Source organism: Streptomyces soli (assembly GCF_003999195.1).
Taxonomy (GTDB): Bacteria; Actinomycetota; Actinomycetes; order Streptomycetales; family Streptomycetaceae; genus Actinacidiphila; species Actinacidiphila soli.
Genome location: NZ_RJVR01000269.1, coordinates 16,653 through 43,564, shown reverse-complemented (window position 1 = coordinate 43,564; position 26,912 = coordinate 16,653). Strand labels below are relative to the sequence as shown.

At 69.0% G+C, this 26,912-nt stretch carries 26 protein-coding genes and 1 tRNA gene; 11 read left to right on the top strand and 16 right to left on the bottom strand.

The features are described from left to right. Positions 1-1,020 (top strand): (Fe-S)-binding protein (locus EFK10_RS29010; RefSeq protein ID WP_265737571.1); only part of this gene is annotated, 1,020 nt, incomplete at its 5' end. A 59-nt stretch (positions 1,021-1,079) separates the two neighbouring features. Here EFK10_RS29010 and EFK10_RS29005 read toward each other — a convergent pair. The 5 genes from EFK10_RS29005 to EFK10_RS28985 all read right to left on the bottom strand — a co-directional run bounded on the left by EFK10_RS29005 (position 1,080) and on the right by EFK10_RS28985 (position 6,683). Then, on the bottom strand, positions 1,080-3,644 hold the full coding sequence (locus EFK10_RS29005) for a galactose-binding domain-containing protein (RefSeq protein ID WP_164836186.1): 2,565 nt from the start codon (positions 3,642-3,644) through the stop codon (positions 1,080-1,082). A gap of 1,199 nt (positions 3,645-4,843) precedes the next feature. Next, entirely contained in the window at positions 4,844-5,140 is a 297-nt protein-coding gene (locus EFK10_RS29000) for a DUF3817 domain-containing protein (protein WP_164836185.1), read from the bottom strand. Next, the gene (locus EFK10_RS28995; RefSeq protein WP_127358616.1) at positions 5,137-5,610 is read right to left on the bottom strand and encodes a DUF2269 family protein; all 474 of its coding nucleotides are present in this window, start codon (positions 5,608-5,610) and stop codon (positions 5,137-5,139) included. The genes EFK10_RS29000 and EFK10_RS28995 overlap by 4 nt, the downstream gene beginning before the upstream one ends. After that, complete coding sequence (locus EFK10_RS28990; protein ID WP_127358615.1) at positions 5,607-5,933, bottom strand: hypothetical protein; 327 nt, start codon at positions 5,931-5,933, stop codon at positions 5,607-5,609. Before EFK10_RS28990 ends, EFK10_RS28995 begins: the two co-directional genes overlap by 4 nt. 60 nt (positions 5,934-5,993) lie before the next feature. Beyond that, complete coding sequence (locus EFK10_RS28985; protein WP_127358614.1) at positions 5,994-6,683, bottom strand: DJ-1/PfpI family protein; 690 nt, start codon at positions 6,681-6,683, stop codon at positions 5,994-5,996. 214 nt (positions 6,684-6,897) lie between these two features. On the opposite strand from EFK10_RS28985, the gene EFK10_RS28980 reads away from it, so the two are divergent. Continuing rightward, a complete protein-coding gene (locus tag EFK10_RS28980; protein ID WP_127358613.1) occupies positions 6,898-7,836 on the top strand; it encodes a GlxA family transcriptional regulator in 939 nt (312 codons plus the stop codon). Here EFK10_RS28980 and EFK10_RS28975 read toward each other — a convergent pair. From EFK10_RS28975 to EFK10_RS52305, 3 genes are all read right to left on the bottom strand, one after another. Beyond that, the gene (locus EFK10_RS28975) at positions 7,815-8,078 is read right to left on the bottom strand and encodes a DUF2255 family protein (protein ID WP_127358612.1); all 264 of its coding nucleotides are present in this window, start codon (positions 8,076-8,078) and stop codon (positions 7,815-7,817) included. The genes EFK10_RS28980 and EFK10_RS28975 overlap by 22 nt on opposite strands. A gap of 189 nt (positions 8,079-8,267) precedes the next feature. After that, positions 8,268-8,543 carry a hypothetical protein gene (locus EFK10_RS28970; protein ID WP_322973424.1) on the bottom strand — a complete coding sequence of 92 codons (276 nt, stop codon included), beginning with the start codon at positions 8,541-8,543 and terminating at the stop codon, positions 8,268-8,270. 309 nt (positions 8,544-8,852) lie between these two features. Next, positions 8,853-8,981, bottom strand: coding sequence for a hypothetical protein (locus tag EFK10_RS52305; RefSeq protein WP_265737570.1), 129 nt, complete (start codon positions 8,979-8,981; stop codon positions 8,853-8,855). Positions 8,982-9,080: 99 nt separating this feature from the next. Here EFK10_RS52305 and EFK10_RS28965 point away from each other — a divergent pair, with 99 nt between their 5' ends. Both EFK10_RS28965 and EFK10_RS47855 read left to right on the top strand, forming a co-directional pair. After that, positions 9,081-10,253, top strand: coding sequence for a hypothetical protein (locus EFK10_RS28965; protein ID WP_127358611.1), 1,173 nt, complete (start codon positions 9,081-9,083; stop codon positions 10,251-10,253). Further along, positions 10,250-11,512 carry a hypothetical protein gene (locus EFK10_RS47855; protein WP_164836184.1) on the top strand — a complete coding sequence of 421 codons (1,263 nt, stop codon included), beginning with the start codon at positions 10,250-10,252 and terminating at the stop codon, positions 11,510-11,512. Before EFK10_RS28965 ends, EFK10_RS47855 begins: the two co-directional genes overlap by 4 nt. A 9-nt stretch (positions 11,513-11,521) precedes the next feature. Here EFK10_RS47855 and EFK10_RS28955 read toward each other — a convergent pair whose 3' ends face one another. Next, a complete protein-coding gene (locus EFK10_RS28955) occupies positions 11,522-12,226 on the bottom strand; it encodes a helicase-associated domain-containing protein (RefSeq protein ID WP_127358610.1) in 705 nt (234 codons plus the stop codon). Positions 12,227-12,414: 188 nt separating this feature from the next. On the opposite strand from EFK10_RS28955, the gene EFK10_RS28950 reads away from it, so the two are divergent. Next, positions 12,415-13,143, top strand: a complete 729-nt coding sequence (locus tag EFK10_RS28950; RefSeq protein WP_127358609.1) for a hypothetical protein — start codon at positions 12,415-12,417, stop codon at positions 13,141-13,143. A gap of 125 nt (positions 13,144-13,268) precedes the next feature. Here the strand turns inward: EFK10_RS28950 and EFK10_RS28945 are convergent. From EFK10_RS28945 to sucC, 4 genes are all read right to left on the bottom strand, one after another. After that, positions 13,269-13,353 (bottom strand) — tRNA-Leu (locus EFK10_RS28945). Between the two features lie 233 nt (positions 13,354-13,586). Then, positions 13,587-14,018, bottom strand: a complete 432-nt coding sequence (locus EFK10_RS28940) for a carbonic anhydrase (protein WP_127358608.1) — start codon at positions 14,016-14,018, stop codon at positions 13,587-13,589. Beyond that, on the bottom strand, positions 14,015-14,890 hold the full coding sequence (gene sucD / locus EFK10_RS28935; protein WP_127358607.1) for a succinate--CoA ligase subunit alpha: 876 nt from the start codon (positions 14,888-14,890) through the stop codon (positions 14,015-14,017). Before sucD ends, EFK10_RS28940 begins: the two co-directional genes overlap by 4 nt. A 5-nt stretch (positions 14,891-14,895) precedes the next feature. Next, the gene (gene sucC, locus EFK10_RS28930; protein WP_127358606.1) at positions 14,896-16,041 is read right to left on the bottom strand and encodes an ADP-forming succinate--CoA ligase subunit beta; all 1,146 of its coding nucleotides are present in this window, start codon (positions 16,039-16,041) and stop codon (positions 14,896-14,898) included. Between the two features lie 164 nt (positions 16,042-16,205). On the opposite strand from sucC, the gene EFK10_RS28925 reads away from it, so the two are divergent. The 5 genes from EFK10_RS28925 to EFK10_RS28905 all read left to right on the top strand — a co-directional run bounded on the left by EFK10_RS28925 (position 16,206) and on the right by EFK10_RS28905 (position 24,295). Further along, positions 16,206-17,897 (top strand): thiamine pyrophosphate-binding protein, encoded by a 1,692-nt coding sequence (locus EFK10_RS28925; protein ID WP_127358605.1) that lies wholly within the window; start codon positions 16,206-16,208, stop codon positions 17,895-17,897. Between the two features lie 11 nt (positions 17,898-17,908). Beyond that, complete coding sequence (frc, locus tag EFK10_RS28920) at positions 17,909-19,138, top strand: formyl-CoA transferase (RefSeq protein ID WP_127358604.1); 1,230 nt, start codon at positions 17,909-17,911, stop codon at positions 19,136-19,138. A gap of 3 nt (positions 19,139-19,141) precedes the next feature. Continuing rightward, positions 19,142-21,283, top strand: a complete 2,142-nt coding sequence (locus tag EFK10_RS28915) for an acetate--CoA ligase family protein (RefSeq protein ID WP_127358603.1) — start codon at positions 19,142-19,144, stop codon at positions 21,281-21,283. A 260-nt stretch (positions 21,284-21,543) separates the two neighbouring features. Beyond that, entirely contained in the window at positions 21,544-22,935 is a 1,392-nt protein-coding gene (locus EFK10_RS28910) for an OFA family MFS transporter (RefSeq protein WP_127358602.1), read from the top strand. Position 22,936: 1 nt separating this feature from the next. Further along, on the top strand, positions 22,937-24,295 hold the full coding sequence (locus tag EFK10_RS28905) for an OFA family MFS transporter (protein ID WP_240677533.1): 1,359 nt from the start codon (positions 22,937-22,939) through the stop codon (positions 24,293-24,295). A gap of 42 nt (positions 24,296-24,337) precedes the next feature. Here EFK10_RS28905 and EFK10_RS28900 read toward each other — a convergent pair whose 3' ends face one another. After that, the gene (locus EFK10_RS28900) at positions 24,338-24,640 is read right to left on the bottom strand and encodes a chorismate mutase (protein ID WP_127358601.1); all 303 of its coding nucleotides are present in this window, start codon (positions 24,638-24,640) and stop codon (positions 24,338-24,340) included. 56 nt (positions 24,641-24,696) lie between these two features. Then, complete coding sequence (locus EFK10_RS28895) at positions 24,697-25,338, bottom strand: LysE family translocator (RefSeq protein WP_127358600.1); 642 nt, start codon at positions 25,336-25,338, stop codon at positions 24,697-24,699. 58 nt (positions 25,339-25,396) lie between these two features. On the opposite strand from EFK10_RS28895, the gene EFK10_RS28890 reads away from it, so the two are divergent. Further along, positions 25,397-25,927, top strand: coding sequence for a VOC family protein (locus EFK10_RS28890; protein ID WP_127358599.1), 531 nt, complete (start codon positions 25,397-25,399; stop codon positions 25,925-25,927). Between the two features lie 191 nt (positions 25,928-26,118). On the opposite strand, the gene EFK10_RS28885 is transcribed toward EFK10_RS28890, so the two are convergent. Further along, positions 26,119-26,802 (bottom strand): GntR family transcriptional regulator, encoded by a 684-nt coding sequence (locus EFK10_RS28885; RefSeq protein WP_127358598.1) that lies wholly within the window; start codon positions 26,800-26,802, stop codon positions 26,119-26,121. Positions 26,803-26,912 lie beyond the last annotated feature (110 nt).

The window sequence follows — 26,912 nt, the reverse complement described above, 5'->3', positions numbered from 1 at the left end:
GATCTGTGCCTGTCGTGCAAGGGCTGTTCAGTGGACTGCCCGACCGGGGTGGACATGGCCACCTACAAGGCCGAGATGCTCTACCAGGCGTACCGGCGCCGGCTGCGTCCGGCCAGCCACTACGCACTGGGCCGACTGCCGCGCTGGGCCGCCCTGGCCGCGCGGGCGCCGGGAGTTGCCAACCGCGTGATGCGCGGCCCGCTCGGAGCCGTCGGCAAGCGCATGGCGGGCGTCGATCACCGGCGCGAGCTGCCGCTCTTCGCCGCGCAGACCTTCCGGCGCTGGTTCGCCACCCACGAGCCGGCCGCCGGGGATCCGGTGGTGCTGTGGGTGGACACCTTCACCGACCACTTCAGTCCCGAGGTCGGCATCGCGGCGGTGCGAGTCCTGGAGGCCGCGGGCTTCTCGGTACGTATCTCGCCTCGGCGGCTGTGCTGCGGGCTGACCTGGATCTCCACCGGCCAGCTCGATGCGGCCCGGCGGATCCTCAGACGCAGCGTCGCCTCGCTCGCCCCCGAAGCCGAACGCGGAGTGCCGATCGTCGGCCTGGAGCCGTCCTGCACAGCCGTCTTCCGCGGCGACGCGGAACACCTGCTGCCCGACGACCCGCACCGGGCCGCGGTGGCCGGGGCCACCAGGACCCTGGCCGAGTTGCTGACCGAGCGCGATGCCCCGCTGCCCGATCTGACCGGCGTACGGGCAGTGGCGCAGCCGCACTGCCACCAGCACGCGGTGATGGGATGGGCGACCGACCGAGCACTGCTGGAGAAGGCGGGGGCCACCGTGGAGGCGGTGGGCGGCTGTTGCGGCCTGGCGGGGAATTTCGGCGCCGAGCGCGGCCACTACGAGGTCTCCGCGGCGGTGGCGGAGACCTCATTGCTGCCCGCCGTACGCGCCGCGGACGAGGGCACGGAGCTGCTCGCCGACGGCTTCTCCTGCCGCACCCAGCTGGACCAGCTCGCCGGTCGGCGGGGCCTACACCTGGCGCAGCTCCTCGCTCAGCACCACCCCGAGCGGTAGGCCTGGGGATCACACCCGGATGCGGGGCCGGGCTGGGCCGCGCATCCGGGTGCTCTCCTCTACTTGGTGCCGTAGACGGCGAGTTCGCTGATGGCCATCTGGCCGCCCGTCTGGCCGCCGGAGTTCGGGCGGTCGGCTATGACCCGCACATAGCGAGCGGTGACGGGTGCGTCCAGCTGGATGCCGGTGATACCGCCGGCGCTGTCAGTGCGGTGCGCGACCGTCCAGAATGTCGAGTTGTCGAGGGAGACGTCGACGTGGAAGGCGGTCGCGTACTTGTCGGTGGGCATCAGGACGGACAGCACGCTGATCGACTCCGGTTGCTGGAGGTCCACCTGCAGCGACCACCGGTAGCGTCCCGACGCCTGCGCGAAAGTTGACGTGTTGCCGTCGTTGCCGAGCGCCGGCGTGGAGCCCGGTTGCATGTCGGCCTGGGTTCCGTCGATGAACAGCGCCTGGGCCGGGGTCTTCAGCGCGGTGTTGCTGCCTCCCTGGATGGGGGCGTACGCACCGATCTCACTGATCGCCATCTGGTCGCCTCGCTGGCCCGAGTTGTCCGGCTTGTCGGCGACGACGCGCAGGTACCTGGCCGTCACCGGCGTGCTGAACGCGACCGGGATGCTCCCCCACCCGCTGTTGTTGACGGTGCCGACGGTGGTCCAGGTGGTGCCGTCGGTCGAGGCGTCCACGTGGAAGTCGGTGGCGAAGTGGGCCTGGGGCATGCCGACCGTGATGTACCCCAGGCCCTGCGCCTGCTGGAGGTCGACCACGAGCTGCCACCGGAACTGCCCGCTGGCCTGGATATACGTGGCGGGGTCACCGTCCGTGGCGTAGGTCAGCTGCGACTCCGGCTGCAGTTGCGCGGTGCTGCCGTCGATGAACTGCGCCACGGCCGGCTTGTGGGCCGCGAGGTTGGTCGGTGCCACGCCGGCCGGCGGTGCCGCGATGCCCGCGTACGCCGATTCGAGGCCGGCGTTGGCCAGCACGGTCGCCGGCACGCCGACGCCGGCAGCGGAGACCTGGGTGTTGCCGCTGACGTTGACGTTGCTCGGGTCGCCACAGACCCAGTTGGGTGTGAGGTTCTCGAAGTAGTTGCCGGTGAAGGAGAAGTCGCCGTAGGGAGTGGTGGTCCCCTCCTTGCAGCCGCCCATGGAGGCGTTGTTGGCGTTGTAGGCGGCGTTGCCGGTCATGGTCACGTACTGGCTGCCGCCGTCGGTGTAGATGGCGAACCCGCCGCCCCCGGCGCCGCGCACGACGTTGCCGCTGATGACCAGGCCGTCGGCGAGGGACGTGCCTTCCTGGCCCAGGACGTAGATGCCGCCGCCGTCGGAGCGTTGCTGCATGTAGTCGTAGACGAGGTTGTTGGTGATCTTGTTGCCCGAGGTTTTGGTGGCGGTGCGTCCCCAGCCCCAGTTCGAACTGATGCCGCTGTAGGGGACGTTGTTGACCTGGTTGTGCGTGATGGTGTCGTTGCGGGTGTAGCCCTGGAAGATGCCGACACCCCCGGTGTACTCGACGGCGACGTTGTGGATCCAGTTGTCGGCGATGGTGTTGCCGGTGGGCAGGACGGAGAGGTCGGTGGGGTTCGCGTCGGTGCCGTTGCCGATCTCGACGCCGTTTCCGGAGATGTCGGTGAAGACGTTTCCGGTGATCGAGGAGTTGGTGACGCCCTGCCCCAACTGGAGGCCGGCGGCGCCGAGATGCTGGAACGTGTTGCCGCTGAGCTTCAGCCCGTCGGTGTAGGTGAACGTCACATTGCCCGGAGTCATCGTCCAGTTGCCGTACGGGCAGGTGCCCGGATCAGTGGTGGAGAAGCGGTCGCACGAACCCTGCTTCTGCCAGGCGTTCGCACCGGTGAGGCGCATGTTCGCCTGCACCTCGGAGAAGCCGTCGGACGAGTTCGGGGTGGTCCAGCCCCCGTACGCGACAGTGATACCGCTGATGGCCAGGCCGCGCAGCGGATTCGACGCGGTGCCGTTGCCGGTGATCAGATTCTGCAGGCTCGCCATCTCGACGTCGGCGGTGCTCATCTGCTGACCCGCGCGCGGCAGGTAGTAGATGGTGTGGCCCGGCTTGTCGAGGTAGAACTCGCCCGGGGCGTTGAGCAGTTCCTTCGCGTTCTCGATGAAGCTCGGCACGTCGGCGTTCACGCCGTACTGCTTCTTCGTGGAGTTGTCGAAGCACGGCTGCTGCATCGTCACCGTGGTCCCCGACACCGACGCGACTCCGCAGCGCATCTGCGTCCACTCGACGCCGTAGACGAACTCGACGTTGGAGATGTTCTGCCAGCCGGCCAGGGTCGTGTTGGAGGTCGTGTAGCCGGTGGCGGTACGAGTGAAGGTGGTCGGCGCCGGCCCGGACGCGCGGTTCGCGCGCACGCCGTCGACGTAGAGCTGCCGGGTGTCGGTGCCGGCCGGGACGTTCGCGCTCCACACGCCGTTGGAACCCTGGGTCCATCCGGTGACCTGCTGCCCGCCGCTGAGCACCGGGTGGGCGCCGGGGGCCGCCTGGTAGCTGACGGTGTGACCGCCGGTCGCCGAGTCGCCCGCCGCGGAGCCGAACGAGAGGGGGCCGTCGAGCCGGTACGTCCCGTCGGCCAGCACGACGTTGATGTCCGTGGTCATCGCGCTTGTCGCCTGTCGGACCATGGACTGCGCCGTCAGCAGTGCACATGGGGCCTGGGTCGAGCAGGTGGATCCCTGTCCGTTGGGAGAGACGGAGTAGACGATGGGGGCGGTTGCGGCTGAGGCGGGAGGCGCGCCCACACCAACTGCAGCAGCTGCGAGGAGCGTTGGCAGTACACCGGTGGCTATCCGGAATACGGCCGAGCGCAAGGAACGTCGATGCATGGATTCTCCGAGACGTCGTTGGTTGGAGATAGGTCTGCCGAGGCGGCACGGCATTTCGTGTCACCGTTCCGGGTGCGTGTGTGAGGTGGGGGTGTGGACGAGCCCTCGGCGTCCACGTGGTGCTCGCGCGTCAGCCATGTACCGCCGCGCGGAGGCGGTAGGCGTCGGCGAGATACGCGATTCGACCCGGACGGTAACGGTCGGACATTACGCCCGTTCCTACCCTCCCTGCGCCCTGCCACGTCGAGGGTCCCCTTCGACAAATGAATCAGATCCATAGGCTCTTGGATGACACAGCGCGTCACTATGACACTCGTGTGTCGCGAAGGGAAGACCTGGATCAAATCTGTGAATCGCGCGGAACTTTTCTTATCCAAAGGCGCATAACGGGACAGTACATCCCACCATTTGGGCCGAAAGACTTAGATGCATACGATTCCCCAGCGCAAATGAAGCTGATTCTTTCGGGGGCCTCACGTGCGCCAGTGGGGCGTAGCGAGCTGTACAGGCTGGGGCGGCTCGCTTCTGAAGCAGTCTTGGAAGCCCAGTCCGGGCAGCCCCCGGGGCTGCGCCCGGACTGGTTCGTCGTGGTCGCCGTCGTCATGCAGGACGGTGCCCCGCGCCCGACGGAAGCGGGCCTGCCGGACGTCCGGCACTTCGTGCTCCCCCGGGATCAGCTGTCCATCCGGGACACGTGGAACGTCAGCGGCATGCGCAGCTCCGGGAGCCACGATGTCCTCGTCGAGGACGCCCTGGTACCGGACGAACTGGTGGCCCGCATCGACCTGCCGGCCCGCATCGAACGCCCCCTCTACCGGGGTTACATCCCCGCACTGCTACTGTCCGCCGCCGAAGCCATGGACACGGCCGGGGAGAAAGCCGAACCCGTCACCATCGAACATCGGTTTCCGGGTGCTGTACGAACGCCAGAACTGGATCTGGGTGGCCGGGTACGGCAGTTGACCCTTCCCGGGCTACCGGGCCCCGCCACCTTCGCGGTGACCGGCCCGCTGGAGCGTCCGACGTTCGATCCGGCGGAGTGCGAGGAGGCCGCCGATGCCGGGGATGACGGCAGTGGCCTTGGTGGTGGTCGTGGCTTGTTCGAGGCGCCAGGTCGCTGCCAGAACGAAGAGGTAGGCGCAGCCGTGGGTTGGGCCCAGCAGGGCGGAGACGGGTTTGAGGTGAGCGGTGGCGAGGTTGGCCAGCATGGCGATGAGCGAGGCGAGTTCGACGTGTGCCGCGATACGGAGGTGGCGAAGGTCCACGGTCATACTCCTGTGGTGGAGCCGGGGCGGATGATCATCAGTACGGTGACGGTGGCCCACAGCAGGTTGAAGATGCCGGTGAGCATGGCCAGGCGGGCGGCTGATCGAGGGTCGGCGCCGGAGCTGGGGGCCGCCTGCGTCGCGGTGGCGAGCGCACTGTCCTGGGCGGGCAGGATCAGCAGCGCCAGGATGGCGGCGGCTGCGGCGGTCAGGAGGATCGAGGTGACCAGCCATCCGCTGCCGAGGACGCCGAGGCTGCTGGCGGTGGCGAACCCGAAGACGGGTACGGCGATGCCGATGACCGCGTAGACCCGGCAGATCCGGTGAAGCAACCGAAGGGTGGTGAGCGCCTCGTGGTCACCCGGCTCGCTGTGGGCGCGGCGCAGGGCTTTGGGAAACATGCTCGCTGCGACGGTGATCGGGCCGATGGCCAGCACGGCGGCCAGGACGTGCAGGGAGAGGAAGAGTTTCGTCACGGTCGGAGTTCCGTGGTGGCTCGGACGGTGTGACGCCGGCCGGTGACCTTGGAGGCCGGCAGACGTCCGGCCCTGGAGGTTCCGGTCAGGGTGTCGCCGTCGACCGTCACGTCAAAGGCCAGATTCAGGCGCATGGGCTTGGTGATGGCCTGCTTCCAGGTGAGCCGGTCACCGTCGAGGACGACGTCGCCCAGCGTGACTTCCTCTCCGGCCCCGTGGGCGACGCCGGTCAGGACATCGTCCTGCCGACGGAGTTCGACGACGGCCTTGATCTTGCCGATGGGGGTGGCGATGGACAGGTCCCAGGTGCCTTCGACGGGCATGGTGCTGTTCTTCCTTACGGTGCGGCGAGAGTGAGACGTACGGGAGAGGCGCGCGGGCGGTCAGAGACCGGCGGGCGACGGGCCCTGGTGGCGCCAGACCGTGCCGCGGCGCTCGTGGGCGAACAGCTCCTCGACAGCGTGGGCGATCCGGGGGCCGACCTCGCGCTCCAGCAGATACAGGCTCAGGTCGAGCCCGGAAGTGACGCCGGCGCCGGTGACGAGGTCGCCGTCGTCGACGACGCGGGCGTGGACCGCGTGGACGCCGGTGGCGTCGAGCATGTCCAGGCCCAGGTGATGGGTGGTGGCGTGACGGCCCTCCAGCAGGCCCGCCATGGCCAGGACGAGCGAACCGCCGCACACCGCGGCGGTCGTCACCTCCGGATTCGCCACCGCCGCCTTCAACAGCGTGGGCAACCCGGTGGTCAGGGTGCGGCCCAGCAGCACGGGGACGAACTCGTCCTGCCTCCACTCCCCCGCCCCCATGTCCTGGTCGGGGACCTCGCCGGGCTCTCCGACCCGGCCCGATGCGCCAGGAACCAGGATCAGGCCCGCGCGCCCGGGGTCGAGGCCGGCAGTGGCGCGTAGCGCGAGGCCACCGGTACCGCTCACCACCTCGCGTGGCCCCTCGGCGGAGACCAGTTCCACGCTCACCGCGCCGCCGGAGGCTGTGCCACCTGCGTACAGCACCTCGTAGGAGGCGATGACGTCGAGCGGATCGAAGCCGTCGAACAAGACGATCTGGGCGTGCATGGACGTTCCTTCGGATGCGGTGCGGTTGGGCCGGTCTCTGCGCCGGACGCTTCCGACGTTAAACCGGCTACCGAAGCGTCCCCAGTGGCATTAGTGACAGCTTCCAACGGGATATCGCCACAGCCTTCAAGGAGAGGCTATGAGCTGGGAAAACGACACTTCTTGTCTTCGCAGCGACCGAAACGAGCATTCGGCGGGCAGGTATCTTCTGGCCATGCACACAGTCGCCGTCCTAGCGCTCGACCGGGTGATCCCGTTCGACCTGTCCACCCCGATCGAGGTCTTCACCCGCACCCGCCTCCCGGACGGGCGCCCCGGCTACCAGATCCGTGTGTGCGCGGAGAAGCCGGAGATCGACACAGGTGCCTTCACCCTGCGCGCGCCGTGGGGACTGGAGGGCCTCAAAGGCGCGGACACGATCATCGTGCCCGGTACGGACAACCCGGCGGCCCCCCTCGCCCCCGCCGTCCGCGATGCCCTGCGCGCAGCCGCCGACGACGGCACGCGCATCGCCTCCATCTGCTCGGGCACCTTTCCGCTGGCCGCCTCCGGCCTGCTCGACGGCCTGCGTGCCACCACCCACTGGATCGCCGCCGCCCAACTTGCCGCCATCCACCCCGACATCGAGGTCAACCCGGACGTCCTGTACGTCGACAACGGCCAGATCCTCACCTCCGCCGGCGCCGCCGCCGGCCTGGACCTGTGCCTGCACCTGATCCGCCGCGACTACGGCTCGGCCGTCGCCGCCGACGCGGCCCGGCTGTCCGTCATGCCCCTGGAACGCGAGGGCGGACAAGCGCAGTTCATCGTCCACAATCGCAACCCCACACCCCAGGGCTCCGCGCTCGAACCCCTCCTTACCTGGTTGCAGGACAACCTCGCCCGCGACCTCACCCTCGCCGACATCGCCGCCTACACCGGAACCAGCACCCGGACCCTGATCCGCCGTTTCCGCGAACAGACCGGAACCACCCCGCTCCAGTGGCTCCACCGCGCCCGCATCCGCCAGGCCCAGCACCTCCTCGAGACCACGCGCCACCCCGTCGAACGCATCGGCGCCCAGGTCGGCTTCGGCTCACCCACCGCCTTCCGCGACCGCTTCAAACGGACCACCGGCGTCAGCCCCAACGCCTACCGGCGCGCCTTCAGTTGACGCCTGCTCCTACGCTCGGCGTGCGCTGCGGCTGACGCTTCGCGGCCTTCCTGGCGGGCCCGGGTGCCGCGATACCAGGCGGAGGTGGGTCCGTTCACGGATCGGATGCAGATGTCGTCGCCCAGGCGGACGACCCAGATCGTCCGCCGGCTTCCCAGCGTGCCGTCGCGCCGCAGGGACGCGATCTGCAGCTCCTCCGCCCGCTCGATCCTGGTGAGTTCGTCGCTCGTCCATGTCGTCATGGGGTCGTCTCCTTCGTGAATTGGGCCCCGGCCGTCACTTCTGCGGGGCGGGCTTCAGCAGCAGAGCGGCCGCCACCGCGACCGCGAGCAGCAGTGCCGTGGAGGTCCATGCAGCTGGAAGGCACCCCCGGCCACCGCCTGCCCCAGCCATTCGTAGGGTTGTGGCTCAACGGCCGAGCTCGGCCTGGCCTACGCCCCACGACGCTCCCGCACCAGGGCGACGATCCGCTCGGCGGCTTCGGCGGCGTTCTCGTGCTCCCAGACCTGCACCGATGCCCAGCCTGCCTCCGCGAGACGGGCGTCAGTGTCGCTGTCGCGAGCACGGTCCTTCTCGATCTTCTCGCGCCAGAACACCGCGTTGTTCCTCGGCCATGTCGCATGCTCAGGGCAGCCGTGCCAGAAGCAGCCGTCGACGAAGACCGCGACGCGCGCCGGGCCGAAGAGAACGTCGGCCTCGCGGCCCACACCCTTGAGCGGTCTGCGGCCCGGTAGCGGAGCCCGACGGCATGGAGGGTCCTGCGGAGGGTCATCTCGATGTCCGTGTCGCGACTGCGCTGCTTGCTCATCCGCGCACGGATCTTCGGGGTTGTCTCCAGGTCGACCATGGACCCCATTCTGCCGCGGACAACCCGGCCATGGACGTGCTCGGCCAGCAGAGAGCCCGGCTGGTGGGGCGCCGGTCTCCACTCAAGGTCGCCGACCTGGACCAGAAGCCTCTGCACCCTCACATTGACAAACGCCACAACCTGACCCGCCAGCCCTTGGCGAAGGACATCAGAGACACCCGCTGTCACTCACGGCGCGGTCGTGCATACGCAGCAGGGCGAGCAGGGACGGGCCGTCTGCGGTGTGGCAGGCGGCGCGGAGCGCCTTGAGCGCGTGGTCGGTCCATGCCTCGGTCATGCGCGCGAGGCTACTCCCCCAAGTTCTCGGCTGCGCTCGAACAGGGTGACCCCCATGGCGCGCTACGAGCGCCGTCGTCTCCGGTGCGACAATGCGCTGGTGAGCACAGCGGACAAGGCCACGAGCAGGCGCAGGCCGCCGACGTTCGGCCCGGAGCCGTGGCCTCATACGGCACCGTCGGGCGAGTGGTCGCACTGGGACGTGTGGTTCGCCGTGGCGTGCGTGGTGGACTGCGGCGGCGACTGGGATGCCTTCGATGTTCGCCTGACGCGGGAGCGGTCGGGCGGGGTCATGCCCGGGGCGTATCTGGAACCGTTGTGGAGTCATCTGCTGGATCTGCGGGAGCGTCTTGCGGCGGACGGGCTCGGTGCGGCCGAGCTGGCCGGGGGCGCGGTGCGAGATCCGAAGGTCCTCGCCCGGGCCCGTTCCAAGGTGTGGAAGCAGGCGCTGGAGGGGCGGGCGAAGACGGCGCCCATGTGGTGGACTCCGGGTCGGCGGCTGTCCGAGCGGGCTCTGACCGGGGCGTGGCCGCGCTTCCCAGTGTCGCCGCAGGGACCGTACGAAGCATTCGCCGGGGTTGTGGATCTGGATCGGCATCACGGCCAGTGGGCGACGATGTCGGTGGCGGAGGATCTGGCCGAAGCCACAGTCGCCCAGGTGGGAGAAGCAGACGGGGACGCAGCAAGGCTGCTGGCCATCCGGCGGGCCGCGCTGACCTGCGGGGTGCGGGCGGTGAGGGTGTGCGACGACTCGTGCGGCACATTGGGCGAGTGGCTGCGCCAGGCGGTGACCGAGTACGCCGTCGTCCCCTGGCGGCAGACGACGATGCCTGCCGACGTGTTCTGGCAGGACTTCCTTGAACTCCTGGGTGAGGTCGGCGATTTCGGCGGGACGTCTCGGCAGGAGGCCGAATTGTTCCTTCACGCCGGGGTCCGGGGCGATCTGGACCTGGTGGAGACTCTGGCCTGCGCGCTGCACGGCGAGTACGCCTCGGCACGCTGGGACTTCCGAGCCCGTGAGATCCTGGGGCTTCGCGCCTACGCCCAGGTCGCGGCCGGGGCGGTGGACCGGTTCACCGCCACCGCGGCTGTGCTGGGCTCGGAGGACTGGCAACCGCTGGAGGCCATGGTCTCGTGCGCCCTGCGGCAGGGTGACGCCGCGACCGCCCGAGCCGTGCTCCGGGCGGCGGACCGGCCGGGGTTCCATCGGGACTGGGTACAACGCCGGGCCATCGAAGTCGACCGGGAACTAGGCGGGGAAGGACACGCATGACGCGCGCCGACGACACGAGCAAGATGCGGGACCGGCTCCTCGGCTGGCTGCTGCCGGACGGCGGCCCAGCCGACTCGCTCGCCCAGGAGGACGTGGAGCGGTTCTGCTGGTACGAGCTGCCGGTCAAGTGGATGGCCGAGCTCGCCGAGTACCCGCACATCCTCACCGCCCTGGCCGAACTCCTTCAGGACGCCGGCCGCTCCCGGGCCGCGGCCGTCTGCACGTCGGAGGCCACCCGCGAGATCCTCGACGCATGGCGGCGCTCGCCCGATCAGGGGCGGGCCGCCTACCAGCGGGCAGTGGGCGCCTCCCCGGTGACGCCGCCGGACACCGCCCTGCTCACATGGGGGCCGGTGATGGGCATCGACGAGGCCGTTGCCCACGGCAACGCCTCCCGGCTGCTGGAGCAGGCACTCGACGAGGGTGTGCTGGTGCCCGGTGCCCGCGGCTACGCCGCCGCGCGTATCAAGCACGTGGAGCGCTGGCTCACCACCCCACACCCCGCGCACGACGGCCGTACCCCGCTGGACGCCGTCCACAGCGAGCGCCGCCGTACCTGGGCCGAGGCCCCGCCCGCCGCCCGCCGCCGTCTGCGCGGCGCCCTGGCGGACCTGCTGAGCGCGGCGCCCCAGGTGCCCGCCGACACGGCCGAACCCCTACGCTGGCTGCTGGAGTCGGTCGGCGACGGGGTGACGCTGACCCAGGCCGGCTACCTGCCGCGGGCTCTGGTCATCGAGGCCACCGAACGCTACGACTGGTATCTGCCCGGCATGGTGCCGCGCACCGAGTACGACGTCGTCCGCCTCGTCGAACTGCACGAACTGGCCCGCGAGGCGCGGCTGCTCGCCAAGCGGCACCGGAAGCTTTCCCTGACCGCCCGCGGTCGGCAGCACCTCGCCGACCCGGCCCTGTTGCAGGCCATCGCCGCCCGCGCGTGGTTCGGCGACGGTGTCCGAGCCGAGCTCGCCGAAGCCGCCGCAGCGGCCCTGCTCGACGGAGAGCTCACGCTCGACGACCTCACCGGTGCCGTGCACACCCTGGCCGCCGAGGCGTTCACCCTCGCCGACGGCACCCCGCCACGCCCCGACGACACCCGCCACTTCCTGTGGCAGTGGCTGCGTCCCGGCGAGGCCCTCGGCTTCCTGGCATACCGAGATCGCCGCCGCTCCACCCTCTCCCTCACCCCCACCGGCCAAGCTGCCGCCCTCACCGCGCTCCGAGCACGGGCCCGCGCCCCACGGACCGCGCCCTGGGCATGAACATCCCGCTCAGGTCCGGGCGGGCAGTACGCAGCCGAGTCTCAGCAGCGCGGCGCGGAAAGTCGGCAGATCGCTGGGGGCCACCATGAGGTGTTCCCGACCGATCCGGGAGCACAGCGCGCCCGCCTTGCGGTCCTTCGCGATCATCACTGCCTGTGCCTCGTCCACGCACTCCAGCAGGTGGCACGTGCCCAGATCCCGTACCTTCTCCGTGCGGGAGGCGGCGTCGGCCAGCAAAGCCGTGACGGTCTGCGGCAGTTCCTCTCCTGTGTCGCTCCTGGCAAGGAAGCGGCGCAGCTCGTCCAGGCCGCGGCCTGCGTGGAGGGCCTTCAGCAGGGAGGCGGTGGACAGCGTCCAGACGTGGTCGGCGGACCGGGTCGCGAACGCCTCGAGCAGCAGCGCCTCGGCGGGGGCCAGGCCGTCGAGTGCCACGATGTCGAAGTTCGGCAGGACCCTGACCGGGCTCCGTGCCCCGACGGCGGGCGCCGGACGGGGCCGGTAGTCGTCGGCGCGCCCCGTCGCGTACGCCCCGAGCGGGTTCAACCGGATGGCGAGCAGCCCGTCGTAGCGGCTGAGCCGCTCCAGCCAGTCGGCACCCCACATGTGGCGGAAGTCGTCCCGGGCGCCGTCCGGGTCGATGTACTGGACGTCGACGAGGCCGAGGGTGGCCGCGTACTCGAACAGCACGCACAGGGTGTAGCGGCCCTGCAGCACCGGCCAGTCGTGGTGTCCGTCGTAGCCGAGGCTGCCGTAGTCACCCTGCTCGCGGAACTACGCGACGCGTACGCCCACACTGGACGGGCGCGGCTTCTACGCCGTCGCCGAAGGCCTCACCGCCGACGGCATCCCCTGCCCATCCGCACACGATCCAGACCGCAATTCCGCGCTACACCGGGCACCAGGTGTGGAACAAGCAACGCAAGCAGGAAGTCCTCCTCAACGTCGAAGACGTCGCGCTCGGCTACCAGACCCAAATGAAGTGGAACGGCTCCGATACATGGGTGTGGTCGAAGGAGACCGTCCACCCACCGCTCATCGACATCGCGCGCTTCTGGCGCGCACAGGAACTGATGTCCACGCGCGCCGCACGCACCGGCATGAAGGAACGCCAAAGTCGCCACCACGACTACCAGCTCCAAGGCCTTGTAACCTGCGGCCTGTGCCGACGCCGGATTGGCACCCAGTGGTCCCACGACGAGGCCTACTACCGGTGCCGCTTTGCCCTGCAATACGCCTTGGCGAACAAGGTCGACCACCCCCGCAACGTGCTCTTCCGCGAGCGCGATGTCGTCCCCAAACTCGACGAATGGATCTCCCTACAGTTCGCCCCATGCCGGAAGGCAGCCACCATCAACCAGATGTACGAAGCGCAGACGGTGTGTGCCGGCGCAGCCGACGCAGCCACCGCGGCCATCGTCCGCGACTGCGACGGGAAACTCACCCGCTACAGAGCCCTGATCGATTCCGGGGCCGCCGACTCCGAGACCGTCGCCCAGTGGATCGCCGAGACCGAAGCCCGCCGAGCCACCGCGGCGGCCCAGCTACGCACCCGCAAGCCCCGCGTGCTCTCGCGCGAGAGAATTGGCCGAGCTCGTGGACGCGGCGGGAGACGCCGCGGATGCGCTCCGTAGCGCCCAAGGGACGCAGAAGAACCGGCTGTACCGCGCACTCGGGCTGCGGATGACCTACCAACCGCAACAGCACAAAATGCTGGTCGGGATCGCTCCCAGCCAGCATTTCGTTGGTGAAAATATCGTGTCCGAGGGGGGACTTGAACCCCCACGCCCGATAAAGGGCACTAGCACCTCAAGCTAGCGCGTCTGCCATTCCGCCACCCGGACCAGGTGTGTGTCGTGCGGTTGCCCGCGGCGACGTGGACAAGGATACCAAGGATTCGGGGTGCGTTTCACCTGCGTATTCCGCGTGGGCGGGGGGCGCACGACCCGCCACTGTGCGTGGCGGGCCGTGCGAATGCGCAGGCGGACGGATCAGGCGGGCATGAGGTGGTAGTCGGGGAAGTTGCGGGGGACGGGGTGAGGGGTGAGGGGTGAGGGGGACGTGAGGGTCATGAGGGTTACTCCGCTCGTCGATCGGGGCGGATCTCGCGCAGCGCACCACCGCGCGTGTAGATGAAGCCCCGCACCACATCTGTATGCGGCAGCTCATTGCTCGTACGCAGTAGATCGAGGCACTCCCGCAGGTCCGCGTCGGGGTCGCTGAGCGCCGCGCAGTCCTCGTGATGCACCAGCACTATTTCGCGGGTGCCGCCTCGTATCTGACTCAACCGCAGCGAACGGAGGGTGTCGGAGGTGATACACCCACCCGCGTTGCGGATGACATGGGCGTCGCCTGCCCTGAGGCCGAACATGGTCTCGATGCCCAGCCGGGCGTCCATACAGGCGACGATGGCGACCCGGGTCAGAGGGCGCCGCTTTTCCGGGTCGAGTGGCGTGAGCGCGGCGCCCACGTGGTGCCGGCGGGACAGCAGGTGCTCCGCGCCGGTCATGCGAGCCGCTCCCGTACGAGACGGGCGGCGGCCGAGGGCGTACGTCCCACAGCGACGCCGGCGGCTTCGAGGGCCTGCTGCTTGGCGAGGGCGGTGCCGGAGGACCCGGAAACGATGGCGCCGGCGTGGCCCATGGTCTTGCCCTCGGGGGCGGTGAACCCGGCGACGTAGCCGACGACGGGTTTGCTGATGTGCTCGGCGATGTAGGCGGCGGCGCGCTCCTCGGCGTCACCGCCGATCTCGCCGATCATGACGATGAGGTCGGTGTCGGGGTCCTGCTCGAAGGCGCGGAGGCAGTCGATATGGGTGGTGCCGATGACCGGGTCGCCGCCGATGCCGACGGCGGTGGAGAAGCCGATGTCGCGCAGCTCGTACATGAGTTGGTATGTGAGGGTGCCGGACTTGGAGACCAGGCCGATGCGCCCGGCGGTGGTGATGTCGGCCGGGATGATGCCGGCGTTGGACTGGCCGGGGCTGATCAGGCCGGGGCAGTTGGGGCCGATGAGCCGGGTGCCGGAGGAGGCGGCGCGGGCACGGAAGGCGACGGTGTCGTGGACGGGCACGCCCTCGGTGATGACGACGGCGACGTCGATGCCGGCGTCGGAGGCCTCGTCCACGGCGGCGCGCACGAAGGGCGGCGGGACGAAGACCACGGTGACGTCGGCGTCGGTGGCGGCCATTGCCTCCTTCACGGAGCCGAAGACCGGGACCGTACGGCCCTCGACGGTGACGGAAGTGCCGGCCTTGCGGGGGTTGACGCCGCCGACGACGTCGGTGCCGGCGGCGAGCATGCGGCGGGTGTGCTTCATGCCCTCGATGCCGGTCATGCCCTGGACGATGACCTTGCTGTTCCGGTCGATGAAGATGGCCATGCGGATCAGCTCCCTGCGATTGCCAGCTCGGCGGCCCGCGAGGCCGCGCCGTCCATGGTGTCCAGCTGCTGTACGAGGGGACCCAGCGAAGCGGCCGCGTCCCGCAGGATGGCCCGGCCGCGCTCGGCGTTGTTGCCGTCGAGGCGTACGACCAGTGGCTTGGTCAGCTCGACCTGGTCCAGGGCTTGGATGATGCCGTCGGCGACCGCGTCGCAGGCGGTGATGCCGCCGAAGACGTTGACGAAGACGGACCGTACGTCCGGGTCGGCGAGGATGACGCCGAGGCCGTCGGCCATGACCTGGGCGGAGGCGCCGCCGCCGATGTCGAGGAAGTTGGCGGGATCCGAACCCGAGTAGGCAACCACGTCGAGGGTGGACATGACCAGACCCGCGCCGTTGCCGATGATGCCGACGGAGCCGTCGAGCTTGACGTAGTTCAGGCCCTTGGTCTTGGCCGCGGCCTCCAGGGGGTCGCCCTCGCCGGGGGTTTCGTATGCGGTGTGGTCAGGGTGCCGGAAGCGGGCGTTGGCGTCGAGAGTGACCTTGCCGTCGAGGGCGAGGATCTGGCCATCCTCGGTGCGTACGAGCGGGTTGACCTCGACCAGGAGGGCGTCCTCCTCGGTGAACACCCGCCACAGCGCGGTCAGTACGGGCGCCGCTTCGTCGGGCAGGCCGGCGGCGGCCACGATCTCGCGTGCCTTGTCGTCCGTGACGCCCTCGTCCGGGTCGATGGGGATCCGGGACAGGGCCTCCGGCCGGGTGGCGGCGACCTCCTCGATGTCCATGCCGCCCTCCACGGACGCCATGGCCAGGAAGGTGCGGTTGGTGCGGTCGAGGAGGAAGGAGACGTAGTACTCCTCCGCGATGTCGGCGGTCCGGGTCAGCATGACCTTTTCCACGGTGTGGCCCTTGATGTCCATGCCGAGGATGCGGGCGGCGTGGGCCACGGCTTCCGCCGGGTCCGAGGCGAGTTTCACGCCGCCTGCCTTGCCCCGGCCGCCGGTCTTGACCTGGGCCTTCACCACGGCTCGGCCGCCGAGGAGGCGGGCCGCTTCGCCAGCGGCTTCGGCCTCGTCCACTACGTGGGAGTCGAGCACGGGGACGCCGTGCTTCGCGAACAGTTCTCGTGCTTGGTACTCGAACAGATCCATCGTCAACGCACCTGCCCTTGCTTGGGTCTTGGATGAGGTCCCGATGAGAATCCGGTGCACGCCCCCTGGACATCGACTTGCCGATGAGGGATAACCGTCTGCATACAGTATTCGTCGGCTGTATGCAATGTACAGACCACGGACCTGAAGGGGTTGAACGCGCCATGCCCGACCGCACTTTCGACACCTCAGACCTCGTCTCCGGCGGCCATCTCGTCGCCAAGGCCCTCAAAGCCGAGGGGGTCGACGTCATCTACACGCTTTGCGGCGGGCACATCATCGACATCTATGACGGCTGCGTCGACGAGGGCATCGACGTGATCGACGTCCGGCATGAACAGGTGGCCGCACACGCGGCGGACGGCTACGCCCGCGTCACCGGCAAACCGGGCGTCGCGGTCGTCACCGCCGGCCCCGGCACCACCGATGCGATCACCGGTGTGGCCAACGCCTTCCGGGCCGAGTCCCCCATGCTGCTCATCGGCGGCCAAGGCTCCCACAGCCAGCACAAGATGGGGTCCCTCCAGGACCTCCCGCACGTCGACATGATGACCCCGATCACCAAGTTCGCGGCCACCGTGCCCGACACCGCCCGCGTCGCCGACCTGGTCTCCATGGCCTTCCGCGAGTGTTACAACGGCGCCCCCGGGCCCTCGTTCCTGGAGATCCCGCGCGACGTGCTCGACGCCAGGGTCCCGGTCGAGAAGGCCCGCATCCCCAAAGCCGGCGCCTACCGCGCCTCCACCCGCAGCATCGGCGACCCCGCGGCCATCGAGGAGCTCTCCGACCTCCTGGTCCACGCCCGGAAGCCGGCCATCCTGCTCGGCAGCCAGGTCTGGACGACCCGCGCGACCGACGCCGCCGTCGAACTCGTACGCACCCTCAACGTGCCCGCGTACATGACCGGCGCAGGGCGCGGCACCCTCCCGCCCGGCGACCCGCACCACTTCCAGCTCTCGCGGCGCTATGCCTTCAGCGAGGCCGACCTGATCATCATCGTCGGCACGCCGTTCGACAGCCTGATGGGCTACGGCAAGCGCCTCTCCCCCACCGCCACCGTCGTCCAGATCGACCTGGACTACCGCACGGTCGGCAAGAACCGCGACATCGCCCTCGGCATCGTCGGCGACGCGGGACGCGTCCTGGCCGCCGTGACCCAGGCGGCGTCGGAACGGATCAACGGCGGCGCTGCCGGCCGCAAGGACTGGCTGGACGAGCTGCGCGTGGTCGAGACCAGGGCGACGGACAAGCGGCTGCCGCACCTCAGGTCCGACGCGTCGCCCATCCACCCGTACCGCCTGGTCAGCGAAATCAACGACTTCCTCACCGAGGACTCGATCTTCATCGGCGACGGCGGCGACATCGTCACCTTCTCCGGCCAGGTCGTGCAGCCCAAGTCCCCCGGCCACTGGATGGGGCCTGGCCCACTCGGCACCCTCGGCGTCGGAATCCCCTTCGTCCTGGCCGCCAAGCAGGCGCGGCCCGGCAAGGAGGTCGTGGCGCTCTTCGGTGACGGCGCGTTCTCCCTGACCGGCTGGGACTTCGAGACGCTGGTCCGCTACGACCTCCCCTTCGTCGGGATCGTCGGCAACAACTCCTCGATGAACCAGATCCGTTACGGCCAGTGCGCCAAGTACGGCCCGGAGCGCGAACGAGTCGGCAACACCCTCGGCGACGTGCACTACGACAAGTTCGCCCAGATGCTCGGCGGTTACGGCGAGGAGGTCCGCGACCCGGCCGATATCGGCCCGGCGCTCCAGCGGGCCCGCGCGTCGGGCAAACCGTCGCTGATCAACGTCTGGGTCGACCCGGACGCGTACGCCCCCGGAACCATGAACCAGACGATGCATACGTGAGGAGGCACACCGTGGCCAAAGCACTCGAAGGCATCCGCGTCCTGGACATGACGCATGTCCAGTCCGGGCCCTCCGCGACCCAGATACTCGCCTGGCTCGGGGCGGACGTGGTCAAGCTCGAAGCCCCGACCGGCGACATCACCCGCAAGCAACTGCGCGACCTCCCGAACGTCGACAGCCTCTACTTCACGATGCTCAACGGCAACAAGCGCAGCATCACCCTCAACACCAAGACTCCACGCGGCAAGGAGATCCTCACCGAGCTGATCGCCCGCTCCGACATCATGGTCGAGAACTTCGGCCCCGGCGCGATCGACCGCATGGGCTTCACCTGGGAGCGGATCCAGGAGATCAACCCCCGGATCATCTACGCCTCCATCAAGGGCTTCGGCGACGGCCCGTACACCAACTTCAAGGCGTACGAGGTCGTGGCCCAGGCCATGGGCGGCTCGATGGCGACCACCGGCTTCGAGGAGGGCCCACCGCTCGCCACCGGCGCCCAGATAGGCGACTCCGGCACCGGCATGCACGCGGTGGCCGGCATCCTCGCCGCGCTGTTCCAGCGCACCCACACCGGGCGCGGGCAGCGCGTCCAGGTCGCGATGCAGCACGCGGTGCTCAACCTCTGCCGCGTCAAGCTCCGCGACCAGCAGCGCCTGACGCACGGCCGGCTCGCCGAGTACCCGAACGAGAACTTCGGCGACGAGGTGCCGCGTTCCGGCAACGCCTCCGGCGGCGGCCAGCCCGGTTGGGCGGTCAGGTGTGCGCCCGGCGGCCCCAACGACTACGTGTACGTCATCGTGCAGCCCGTCGGCTGGCAGCCGCTCACCGAACTCATCGGCCGCCCCGAACTGGCCGAGGACCCGGAGTGGGCGACCCCGGAGGCCCGGCTGCCCAAGCTCGGCAAGATGTTCCAGCTGATCGAGGAGTGGACCAGCACTCTCGCCAAGTGGGAAGTGCTGGAAGCCCTCAACGCCCACAACATCCCCTGCGGCCCGATCCTCTCCACCAAGGAGATCATCGAGGACGCCAGCCTCAAGGACAACGAGATCGTCGTCGAGGTCGAGCACCCCGAGCGCGGCTCGTACGTCACTGTCGGCAATCCACTGAAGCTGTCGGACTCCCCCGCCGATGTCCGGCGCTCGCCGCTCCTCGGCGAGCACAACCACGACATCTACGCCACCGAACTCGGCCTCTCCCCCGCGGAGCTGGTCGAGTTGCAGACGAACGGGGTGATCTGACCCATGGCCGACGAGGATGAGCGCGCCGCCGTAAGGGCCCTGCTGGATTCCGTACGCGCCTCCGGACGTACGACCCTCACCGCCCCCGAAGGCAAGATCATCGCCGACCTGTACGGCATCGCCACCCCCGGTGAGGCGCTGGCGAGGGACGTGGACGAGGCGGTGGCGTTCGCCCACCGCTTCGACGGGCCGGTCGTGTTGAAGATCGTCTCCCCCGACATCCTGCACAAGACGGATGCCGGCGGCGTGGTGGTCGGAGTGCACACCGCATCCGAGGTGCGGAGTGCGTTCCACAGAATCGTCGCCAACGCCAGGGCCTTCGTGCCCGACGCCCGCATCGAGGGCGTCCAGGTGCAGCAGATGCTGCCGCCGGGTCAGGAGGTCATCGTCGGCGCCGTCACCGACCCGACCTTCGGCAAGGTCGTCGCCTTCGGCCTCGGCGGGGTCCTGGTCGAGGTGCTCAAGGACATCACCTTCCGCCTCGCCCCCGTCACCGGCGACGAGGCCGCCTCCATGCTGGACTCCATCAAGGCCGCCGAGATCCTGCGCGGCGTACGAGGTCAGGCGGCCGTGGACCGCTGGGCTGTGGCCGAGCAGATCCGCCGGGTGTCCCAGCTCGTGACCGACTTCCCGGAGATCGCCGAGGTCGACCTCAATCCGGTAATCGCCACGTCCGAGGGGGCGCTCGCGGCGGATATCCGTGTAATCCTCTCCGAAGGCGCGCCGGTGGAGCGCCCGCGGTTCTCCCGCGAGGAGATCCTTTTTTCGATGAACCGCCTGATGAAGCCGCGTGCCGTGGCGGTCATCGGGGCGTCCAACGAGGAGGGGAAGATCGGCCACTCCGTCATGCGGAACCTCGTCGACGGAGGCTTCGCCGGGGACATCTACCCCGTCAACCCCAGGGCGCACGACATCCTCGGGCTCAAGGCGTACGCCACCGTCCTGGACGTGCCCGGCGAGATCGACGTCGCGGTCTTCGCGATCCCCGCGAAGGCCGTGCCCGCCGCACTGGAGGAAGTCGGCCGCAAGCAGATCCCGGCAGCCGTCCTGATCCCGTCCGGCTTCGCCGAGACCGGCGACCAGGCCCTGCAGGACAAGGTCGTGGCCATCGCAGCCGAGTACCAGGTCCGCGTCCTCGGCCCGAACATCTACGGCTACTACTCCACCTGGCAGGACCTCTGCGCCACCTTCTGCACCCCGTACGACGTCAAGGGCCCGGTGGCGCTGACCTCGCAGTCCGGCGGCATCGGCATGGCGATCCTCGGATTCGCGCGAACCACCAAGACCGGCGTCTCAGCGATCGTCGGACTCGGCAACAAGTCGGACGTCGACGAGGACGACCTGCTGACGTACTTCGGTGAGGACCGCAACACCCAGTGCATCGCCATGCACCTGGAAGACCTCAAGGACGGCCGCGCCTTCGTCGAGGCGGCCCGCGAGGTCGTCAAGAAGAAGCCGATCATCGTCCTCAAGGCCGGCCGTACGTCGGCCGGGGCCAAGGCCGCGGGCTCCCACACCGGCGCGCTGGCCGGTGACGACAAGGTGTACGACGACATCCTGCGGCAGGCCGGCGTCATCCGGGCGCCGGGGCTGAAGGACATGCTGGAGTACGCGCGGGCGCTGCCCGTACTCCCCACCCCGCAGGGCGACAACGTCGTGATCATCACCGGCGCGGGCGGCTCGGGCGTGCTGCTGTCCGACGCCTGCGTGGACAACGGCCTGAAGCTGATGGAGATCCCACCCGACCTGGACGCGGCGTTCATGCGCTACATCCCGCCGTTCGGCGCGGCCGGCAACCCGATCGACATCACCGGCGGCGAGCCGCCGTCCACGTACGAGGCCACGATCCGGCTCGGCATGGAGGACCCCCGGGTCCACGCGCTGATCCTGGGCTACTGGCACACGATCGTCACCCCGCCGATGGTCTTCGCCGAGCTGACCGCGCGCGTGGTCGCCGAGGCGCGGGCCAAGGGCATCAACAAGCCGGTGGTGGCCTCACTGGCAGGCGACACGGAGGTGGAGCAAGCGAGCGCGTATCTCTTCCGACGCGGCGTCGTCGCGTATCCGTACACGACAGAACAGCCGGTGGCGGCGCTCGGCGCGAAGTACCGCTGGGCACGGGCCGCAGGGCTTCTTCCACGATGAGCACCGACCGTGAGGTTCCGGGATATCCGCGGCCGCCGCCGCGACCACCACCACTGGCGGGCCAGCGTGGCCCGCAAACGAAGCGGTCGACCGACCCGGGCACAGCCCCGGACCGGCCACCGCACAGCGCGTAGCGCCTGACGCACGCGCGTGACGGGTCCGGCCTCCGCGAGAGCGGGCGGCCTAACCCGCCCCAAGAACACGAATGGAGATCGCCAGGGGGCGCTGGCCAGGCTCTGTCGAAAGCAAGGGGAATGACAATGGCGTCATCGACATCAGATCAGCCACCAGCGGCGTACGAGGAGGTCACTGACAGGAACGGCCGGGTGTACCGGGTCGGCGAAACCGACCGGAACATCATGGGACGACCACGATGGACGATGGTGATCCTTCCCTGGGTCGCCATGATGGGCATCAGCTCCTCGGAGTACGCGTTCACATCCGCCGACGACACCCTCTCCGAGGCACACAACTGGCACGGCGCGCACATCTTCTGGCTGCTCGGCGTCTGGATCCTCTTCCAGGCCGCCGTCGCCTTCCCCGCGGGCAAGATGCGCGAGAACGGCACCCTGTCCGCCCGGGCGGCGATGCTGATCGGCGCGGCCGGCACCTTCATGGGCTATCTCTCACTGGCTCACGCGCCCACCGTCTTCTGGGCGTACCTGGGCTTCGGCTTCTTCGGAGGCTCCGGGGCCGGTCTCGTTTACGCGACCTGCGTGAACATGGTCGGCAAGTGGTACCCGGAACGTAAGGGCGGCAAGACCGGCTTCGTCAACGGCGGTTTCGCCTACGGGTCGGTGCCCTTCATCTTCCTGTTCAAGTCCTACATGGACCTCGGCAACTATCAGAACCTGCTGATCGTGGTGGGAATCGGCCTGGCGGCCGCTGTCGGCGTCAGCGGCTTCTTCTTCAAGGACCCACCGAAGAACTGGTGGCCCTCGCACATCGACCCGCTTGCGGTGTCCGACGACCCTCGGGTACGCCGGGCGCTGGCGAAGAACCCGCCGGCGGTCAAGCAGTACACCCCGATGGAGGCCATCAAGACCGGCATCCTGCCGCTGATGTGGTTCTGTCTGCTGTGCACGGCGGGCGTGAACATCTTCGGTATCGCCATGCAGGTGGACTTCGGCGACGAGATGGGCTTCGCGGGCGGCATCGTAGCCCTCGCCATGAGCCTGAAGGCGATCGTCAACGGCACCGGTCGTGGCGTGATCGGCTGGATATCGGACCGTTACGGGCGGCGGCAGACGCTGACGTTCGTCTGCGTGGTCCTCGGGCTCGCGCAGTTCGCGGTGTACTTCTCCGGTTCGATCGGCAGCCTGCCGCTCTTCCTGCTGGCCTCCATGGTCTCGGGCTTCGGCGGCGGTGCGATCTTCCCGCTGTTCGCCGCGATGACCGCGGACTACTTCGGCGAGAACAACAACGCCTCCAACTACGGCCTGGTCTACAGCTCCAAGCTGGTCTCCGGCCTGGTCGGCGCAGGCCTCGGCAAATTGGTCGTCGACGCCTGGGACTACGGCGGCGCTTTCGCGCTGGCCGGCTCGATCGGCCTGTTCGCCGGCGCTCTGTCGCTGCTGCTGCACCAGCCCGGCAGGCCCCGACTGAAGAACATCAAGCCCAACCCGCTGCCCACCAGTAGGGAGATGGTGTGAAGTGACCACCGAAAACCCGCCCGCACCCGCAACCACCAAGATCACCGACTACCGCAACATAACCGACGAGCGTGGCCGCGTGTACCGGGTCGGCGAGACCGACCGTGACATCCTGGGCTACCCCCGCTCGACGATGGTCTGGCTGCCCTGGCTGGCGATGCTCGGCATCAGCATCTTCGAGTACGCCTTCGGATCGGCCGAGGAGACGCTCTCCAAGGCCCATCACTGGACCTCCACCAACACCTTCTGGGTACTCAGCATCTGGGTGTTCTTCCAGGCCGCGGTCGCCTTCCCGGCCGGAAAGCTGCGCGAGAAGGGCATCCTGACCAGCCGGGCCGCGATGCTGACCGGATCGGGGTGCGCGCTGCTGGGATTCCTCAGCCTCTCGCACGCGCCGAACCTCTTCTGGGCGCTCGTGGGCTTCGGCTTGGTGGGCGGCGTCGGCTCCGGGCTGGTCTACGCGACGTGCATCAACATGGTCGGCAAGTGGTATCCCGAACGGCGCGGCGGCAAGACCGGCTTCGTCAACGGAGCCTTCGCCTACGGATCAGTGCCGTTCATCTTCATCTTCAACTACGGCCTCAACACCAGCAACTACAAGCTGATGCTCGACCTCGTCGGCTTCTACGTGCTGCTGCTGACGGCAATCGCCGGAATGTTCTTCAAGGACCCGCCGAAGAACTGGTGGCCCGCGGACGTCGACCCGCTCGACCGGCAGTCCAACCCCAAGTCGGCCAAGTCCCTGGCCAAGAACCCGCCCTCCGCGAAGCAGTTCACCACTGGCGAAGCCATCAGGACCGGCTTGATCCCGCTGATGTGGGCCTGCCTGCTGTGCACAGCTGGAGTGTCGATCTTCGGCATCTCCTTCCAGGTGAGCTTCGCCAAGGAGATGGGCTTCGGGCCGCTGGTCGCCGCCTCCTCCATGGGCGTGATGGCGGTGGTGAACGGCACCGGGCGAGGCGTGGTCGGCTGGCTGTCGGACACGCTGGGCCGACGCCCCACCCTCACGTATGTGTGCGTGGTGCTCGGCATCGCTCAGTTCGGGATCCTGTGGGCGGGCGACTCAGGCAATGAGCCGTTCTTCCTGTTCTTCGCCTTCCTTTCCGGCTTCGGCGGCGGCGCCTTCTACCCCCTTTTCGCCGCCCTCGTACCGGACTACTTCGGGGAGAACAACAACGCCTCGAACTATGGGCTGGTCTACAGTTCCAAGTTCGTCTCCGGCATCATCGGCGGCGGCCTTGGCGCCACTGTGGTCGCCGCATGGGGCTACAACGGTGCGTACGTGACCGCCGGCTGCGTGGGCCTGCTGGCCGCCGGGATGTCCCTGTTCCTGCGCCGCCCTGGCGGCGTGACGGTGTGACGGGATGCCTCAGCCGCGATCCCTCGCGGCTGAGGCTCACGGTTACCCTGTCCGGTCAGCGATCGCCTTGTGGTGGCGAATGACCTCTTCGATAATGAAGGCGAGAAATTTCTCCGCGAACGCCGGATCCAGATGCGCGTCCTCGGCCATCGCCCGCAGCCGCTCGATCTGCTGGGCCTCCCGGGTCGGGTCGGCCGCCGGCAGATCGTACGCGGCCTTCAGCTCGCCCACCTGCTGCGTGGCCTTGAACCGCTCGGCGAGCAGATGAACGAGCGCCGCGTCCAGGTTGTCGATACTTCCACGCAGATACCGCAGGCGCTCCAGCACCTCGTGCTCGTCACTCATCCGGCCACATTAACGTGGCTGTGATCAGTCGCCGCGACCGGTTGCCGCGACCGTGGTCAGTCGCCGCGACCGGTTGCCGCGACCGTGACGCCCAGCCCGATCATCGCGAGCCCGCCCGCCCCGCCGACCATGGACAGCCGCTTCGGCGAGCGTGCAAACCAGGAGCGGGCCGCGGACGCCGCCAGGCCCATCGCCGAGTCGGAGACCAGCGCGATGCCGTTGAAGATCAGGCCGAGCAGCAGCATCTGCCCGGTGACCTGACCGGCGGCACGGTCGACGAACTGCGGCAGCACGGCCGCGTAGAACACCATGGTCTTCGGGTTCGAGACCCCGACCACGAACCCCTCCCCCAGCGTGCGCAGCGGACCGCGCCGGGGTGCCGGCAGCTCCCCTGCCGTCAGGAGCAGGGCCTTGCGCTGTCGCAGCGCCTTCACCCCGAGGTGGACCAGGTACGCGGCGCCCGCCAGCTTCAGGGCGGCGAACAGCAGCGCGGAGCGCCCCACCACCGGCCCGACGCCCAGGGCGACGGCCGTCACCAGGACGTACGATCCAAGAGTGTTGCCGGCCACGGAGGTGAGGGCGACCCTGCGCCCGTGCGCCAGCGCCCGGCCGATCACGAAGAGGACGCTGGGCCCGGGAATCACGCAGATGAGCAGCGACATCGCGGCGAACGCGGCGAGTCGGTCGAGTGACACCATTCCGGGAAGATATAGCGGGTAGGTGTCGACCGGCATCGCGATATCTCAGGAGGCGACCATGACCGAGCCCCAGGGCAAAGAGCTGGAAGCGGTGCGCGAGCGCCGGGAGGCACTGCGTACGAAGTATCTGCGGCCCCCCGAGGAGCGGCCGGTGACGACCGCGTCGGGCATCCACCACGCGGCCTTCATCTGCAAGGACGTCGAGGAGACGATCGCCTTCTACCAGGACTTCCTGGGCTTCCCGCTGGTCGAGCTGGTCGAGAACCGCGACTACGCCGGCTCCAGCCACTTCTTCTTCGACATCGGCAACAACAATCTGCTGGGCTTCTTCGACTTCCCCGGGCATGACCACCCCGAGCAGCACGAGACCATCGGCGGCCTCCAGCACATGGCGCTCTCGGTGACGGCCGAGCAGTTCGCGCGCGCCAAGGAGCGCTTCGACGCGGCCGGCTTCGACTACCTCGGCCCCGACCGCGGCGTCGACAACAGCCTCTACGTCCGCGACCCGAACGGCCTCAACCTGGAGCTCTACCGCGAGAACCTCGGCCAGTTCGAGGGCATCCCGCTGCTGGCCGACCCGAAGGGCTAGGGCCTGTCCGGCGGATCTCCGTGGAGAAAGGAGGGGTTGGTGCCTGCGATTGCAAGCGGTGGGGCACTCCCCCCGGCCTTCGGCCGGTGGGGGCACCTCCCAGCCGCCAGGCTGGGGGAGGACCCCACCCGGCCGAAGGCTGGGGGCGCGCCGCGAGCCGGTCGAGGTTGCGCGACGAGCCACTGCGGGCGTCAGTCGGCGGTCTTCTCGCGCTGGTGGTACGAGGTGCGGGTGTGCTCGGTGTGGATGCGCATGACCCGCTGGGCGCGGGCCTCGTCGCGGTCGGCGATGGCGCTGATCAGTTCGCGGTGCTCTTTCCAGGACTGCATGCCGCGCTGGCGGGCGATGGGGGTGTAGTACCAGCGGACGCGTCGCTCGACCTGTCCGGCCAGTTCGGAGAGTACGGAGTTGCCGGCCAGCTCCATGACGTAGGCGTGCAAGGCGGCGTTGGCGGCGACCACGGCGTCGATGTCGTCGGCCTTGACCGCGCGCTCGCCGGTGGTACACAGCGCGTCGAGCCGGCTCAGGCCCTTGCCGGAGGCGTTGGCGGCGGCGAGGCGGGCGGCCTCGGCCTCGAGGAGGGCACGAACGACGAGGAGTTGGTCGGCCTCTTCCTCGGTGGGCTCGTGGACGAAGGCGCCCTGGGCGGGGCGGAGGTCGATCCAGCCCTCGGTGCTGAGCCGTTGGAGGGCTTCGCGCACGGGTTGCCGTGAGACGCCCAGGTGACCGGCCAGCTCGGTCTCGACCAGGTGCTGGCCGGGGCGCAGGGACCGGGTGATGATCAGTTCGAGCAGAGCTTCGTACACCCGCTCCCGGAGCGGCCCGGGGCGCTCCAGCTTGGGCACGGAACCCTGCGGCAGTCCTGTGGACAGCATCGGTGTCCCCCAGCTCGACGACGGGAAAAGCAATTGGCTTTCGTCTACAGTCTACTGAGTGCATGGGGACCAGATGTAGTGACTCGTGGTGACCCGTTTCACACCACCCC

What these genes read in the sequence shown, in the direction of transcription:
- EFK10_RS28990 (WP_127358615.1), bottom strand. Translation starts at nt 5,933, where the DNA reads ATGCCCGTCGAAGGCACCTGGGACCTGTCCATCGCCACCCCCATCGGC.
- EFK10_RS28910 (WP_127358602.1), top strand. Translation starts at nt 21,544, where the DNA reads ATGGCGTCATCGACATCAGATCAGCCACCAGCGGCGTACGAGGAGGTC.
- EFK10_RS28975 (WP_127358612.1), bottom strand. Translation starts at nt 8,078, where the DNA reads ATGACGACATGGACGAGCGACGAACTCACCAGGATCGAGCGGGCGGAG.
- sucD (WP_127358607.1), bottom strand. Translation starts at nt 14,890, where the DNA reads ATGGCCATCTTCATCGACCGGAACAGCAAGGTCATCGTCCAGGGCATG.
- EFK10_RS28980 (WP_127358613.1), top strand. Translation starts at nt 6,898, where the DNA reads ATGCACACAGTCGCCGTCCTAGCGCTCGACCGGGTGATCCCGTTCGAC.
- EFK10_RS28885 (WP_127358598.1), bottom strand. Translation starts at nt 26,802, where the DNA reads ATGCTGTCCACAGGACTGCCGCAGGGTTCCGTGCCCAAGCTGGAGCGC.
- EFK10_RS28925 (WP_127358605.1), top strand. Translation starts at nt 16,206, where the DNA reads ATGCCCGACCGCACTTTCGACACCTCAGACCTCGTCTCCGGCGGCCAT.
- EFK10_RS28900 (WP_127358601.1), bottom strand. Translation starts at nt 24,640, where the DNA reads ATGAGTGACGAGCACGAGGTGCTGGAGCGCCTGCGGTATCTGCGTGGA.
- EFK10_RS28915 (WP_127358603.1), top strand. Translation starts at nt 19,142, where the DNA reads ATGGCCGACGAGGATGAGCGCGCCGCCGTAAGGGCCCTGCTGGATTCC.
- EFK10_RS28890 (WP_127358599.1), top strand. Translation starts at nt 25,397, where the DNA reads ATGACCGAGCCCCAGGGCAAAGAGCTGGAAGCGGTGCGCGAGCGCCGG.
- EFK10_RS28985 (WP_127358614.1), bottom strand. Translation starts at nt 6,683, where the DNA reads ATGCACGCCCAGATCGTCTTGTTCGACGGCTTCGATCCGCTCGACGTC.
- EFK10_RS29000 (WP_164836185.1), bottom strand. Translation starts at nt 5,140, where the DNA reads ATGACCGTGGACCTTCGCCACCTCCGTATCGCGGCACACGTCGAACTC.
- EFK10_RS47855 (WP_164836184.1), top strand. Translation starts at nt 10,250, where the DNA reads ATGACGCGCGCCGACGACACGAGCAAGATGCGGGACCGGCTCCTCGGC.
- EFK10_RS28940 (WP_127358608.1), bottom strand. Translation starts at nt 14,018, where the DNA reads ATGACCGGCGCGGAGCACCTGCTGTCCCGCCGGCACCACGTGGGCGCC.
- EFK10_RS29005 (WP_164836186.1), bottom strand. Translation starts at nt 3,644, where the DNA reads ATGACCACGGACATCAACGTCGTGCTGGCCGACGGGACGTACCGGCTC.
- EFK10_RS52305 (WP_265737570.1), bottom strand. Translation starts at nt 8,981, where the DNA reads ATGACCGAGGCATGGACCGACCACGCGCTCAAGGCGCTCCGCGCCGCC.
- sucC (WP_127358606.1), bottom strand. Translation starts at nt 16,041, where the DNA reads ATGGATCTGTTCGAGTACCAAGCACGAGAACTGTTCGCGAAGCACGGC.
- EFK10_RS28895 (WP_127358600.1), bottom strand. Translation starts at nt 25,338, where the DNA reads ATGGTGTCACTCGACCGACTCGCCGCGTTCGCCGCGATGTCGCTGCTC.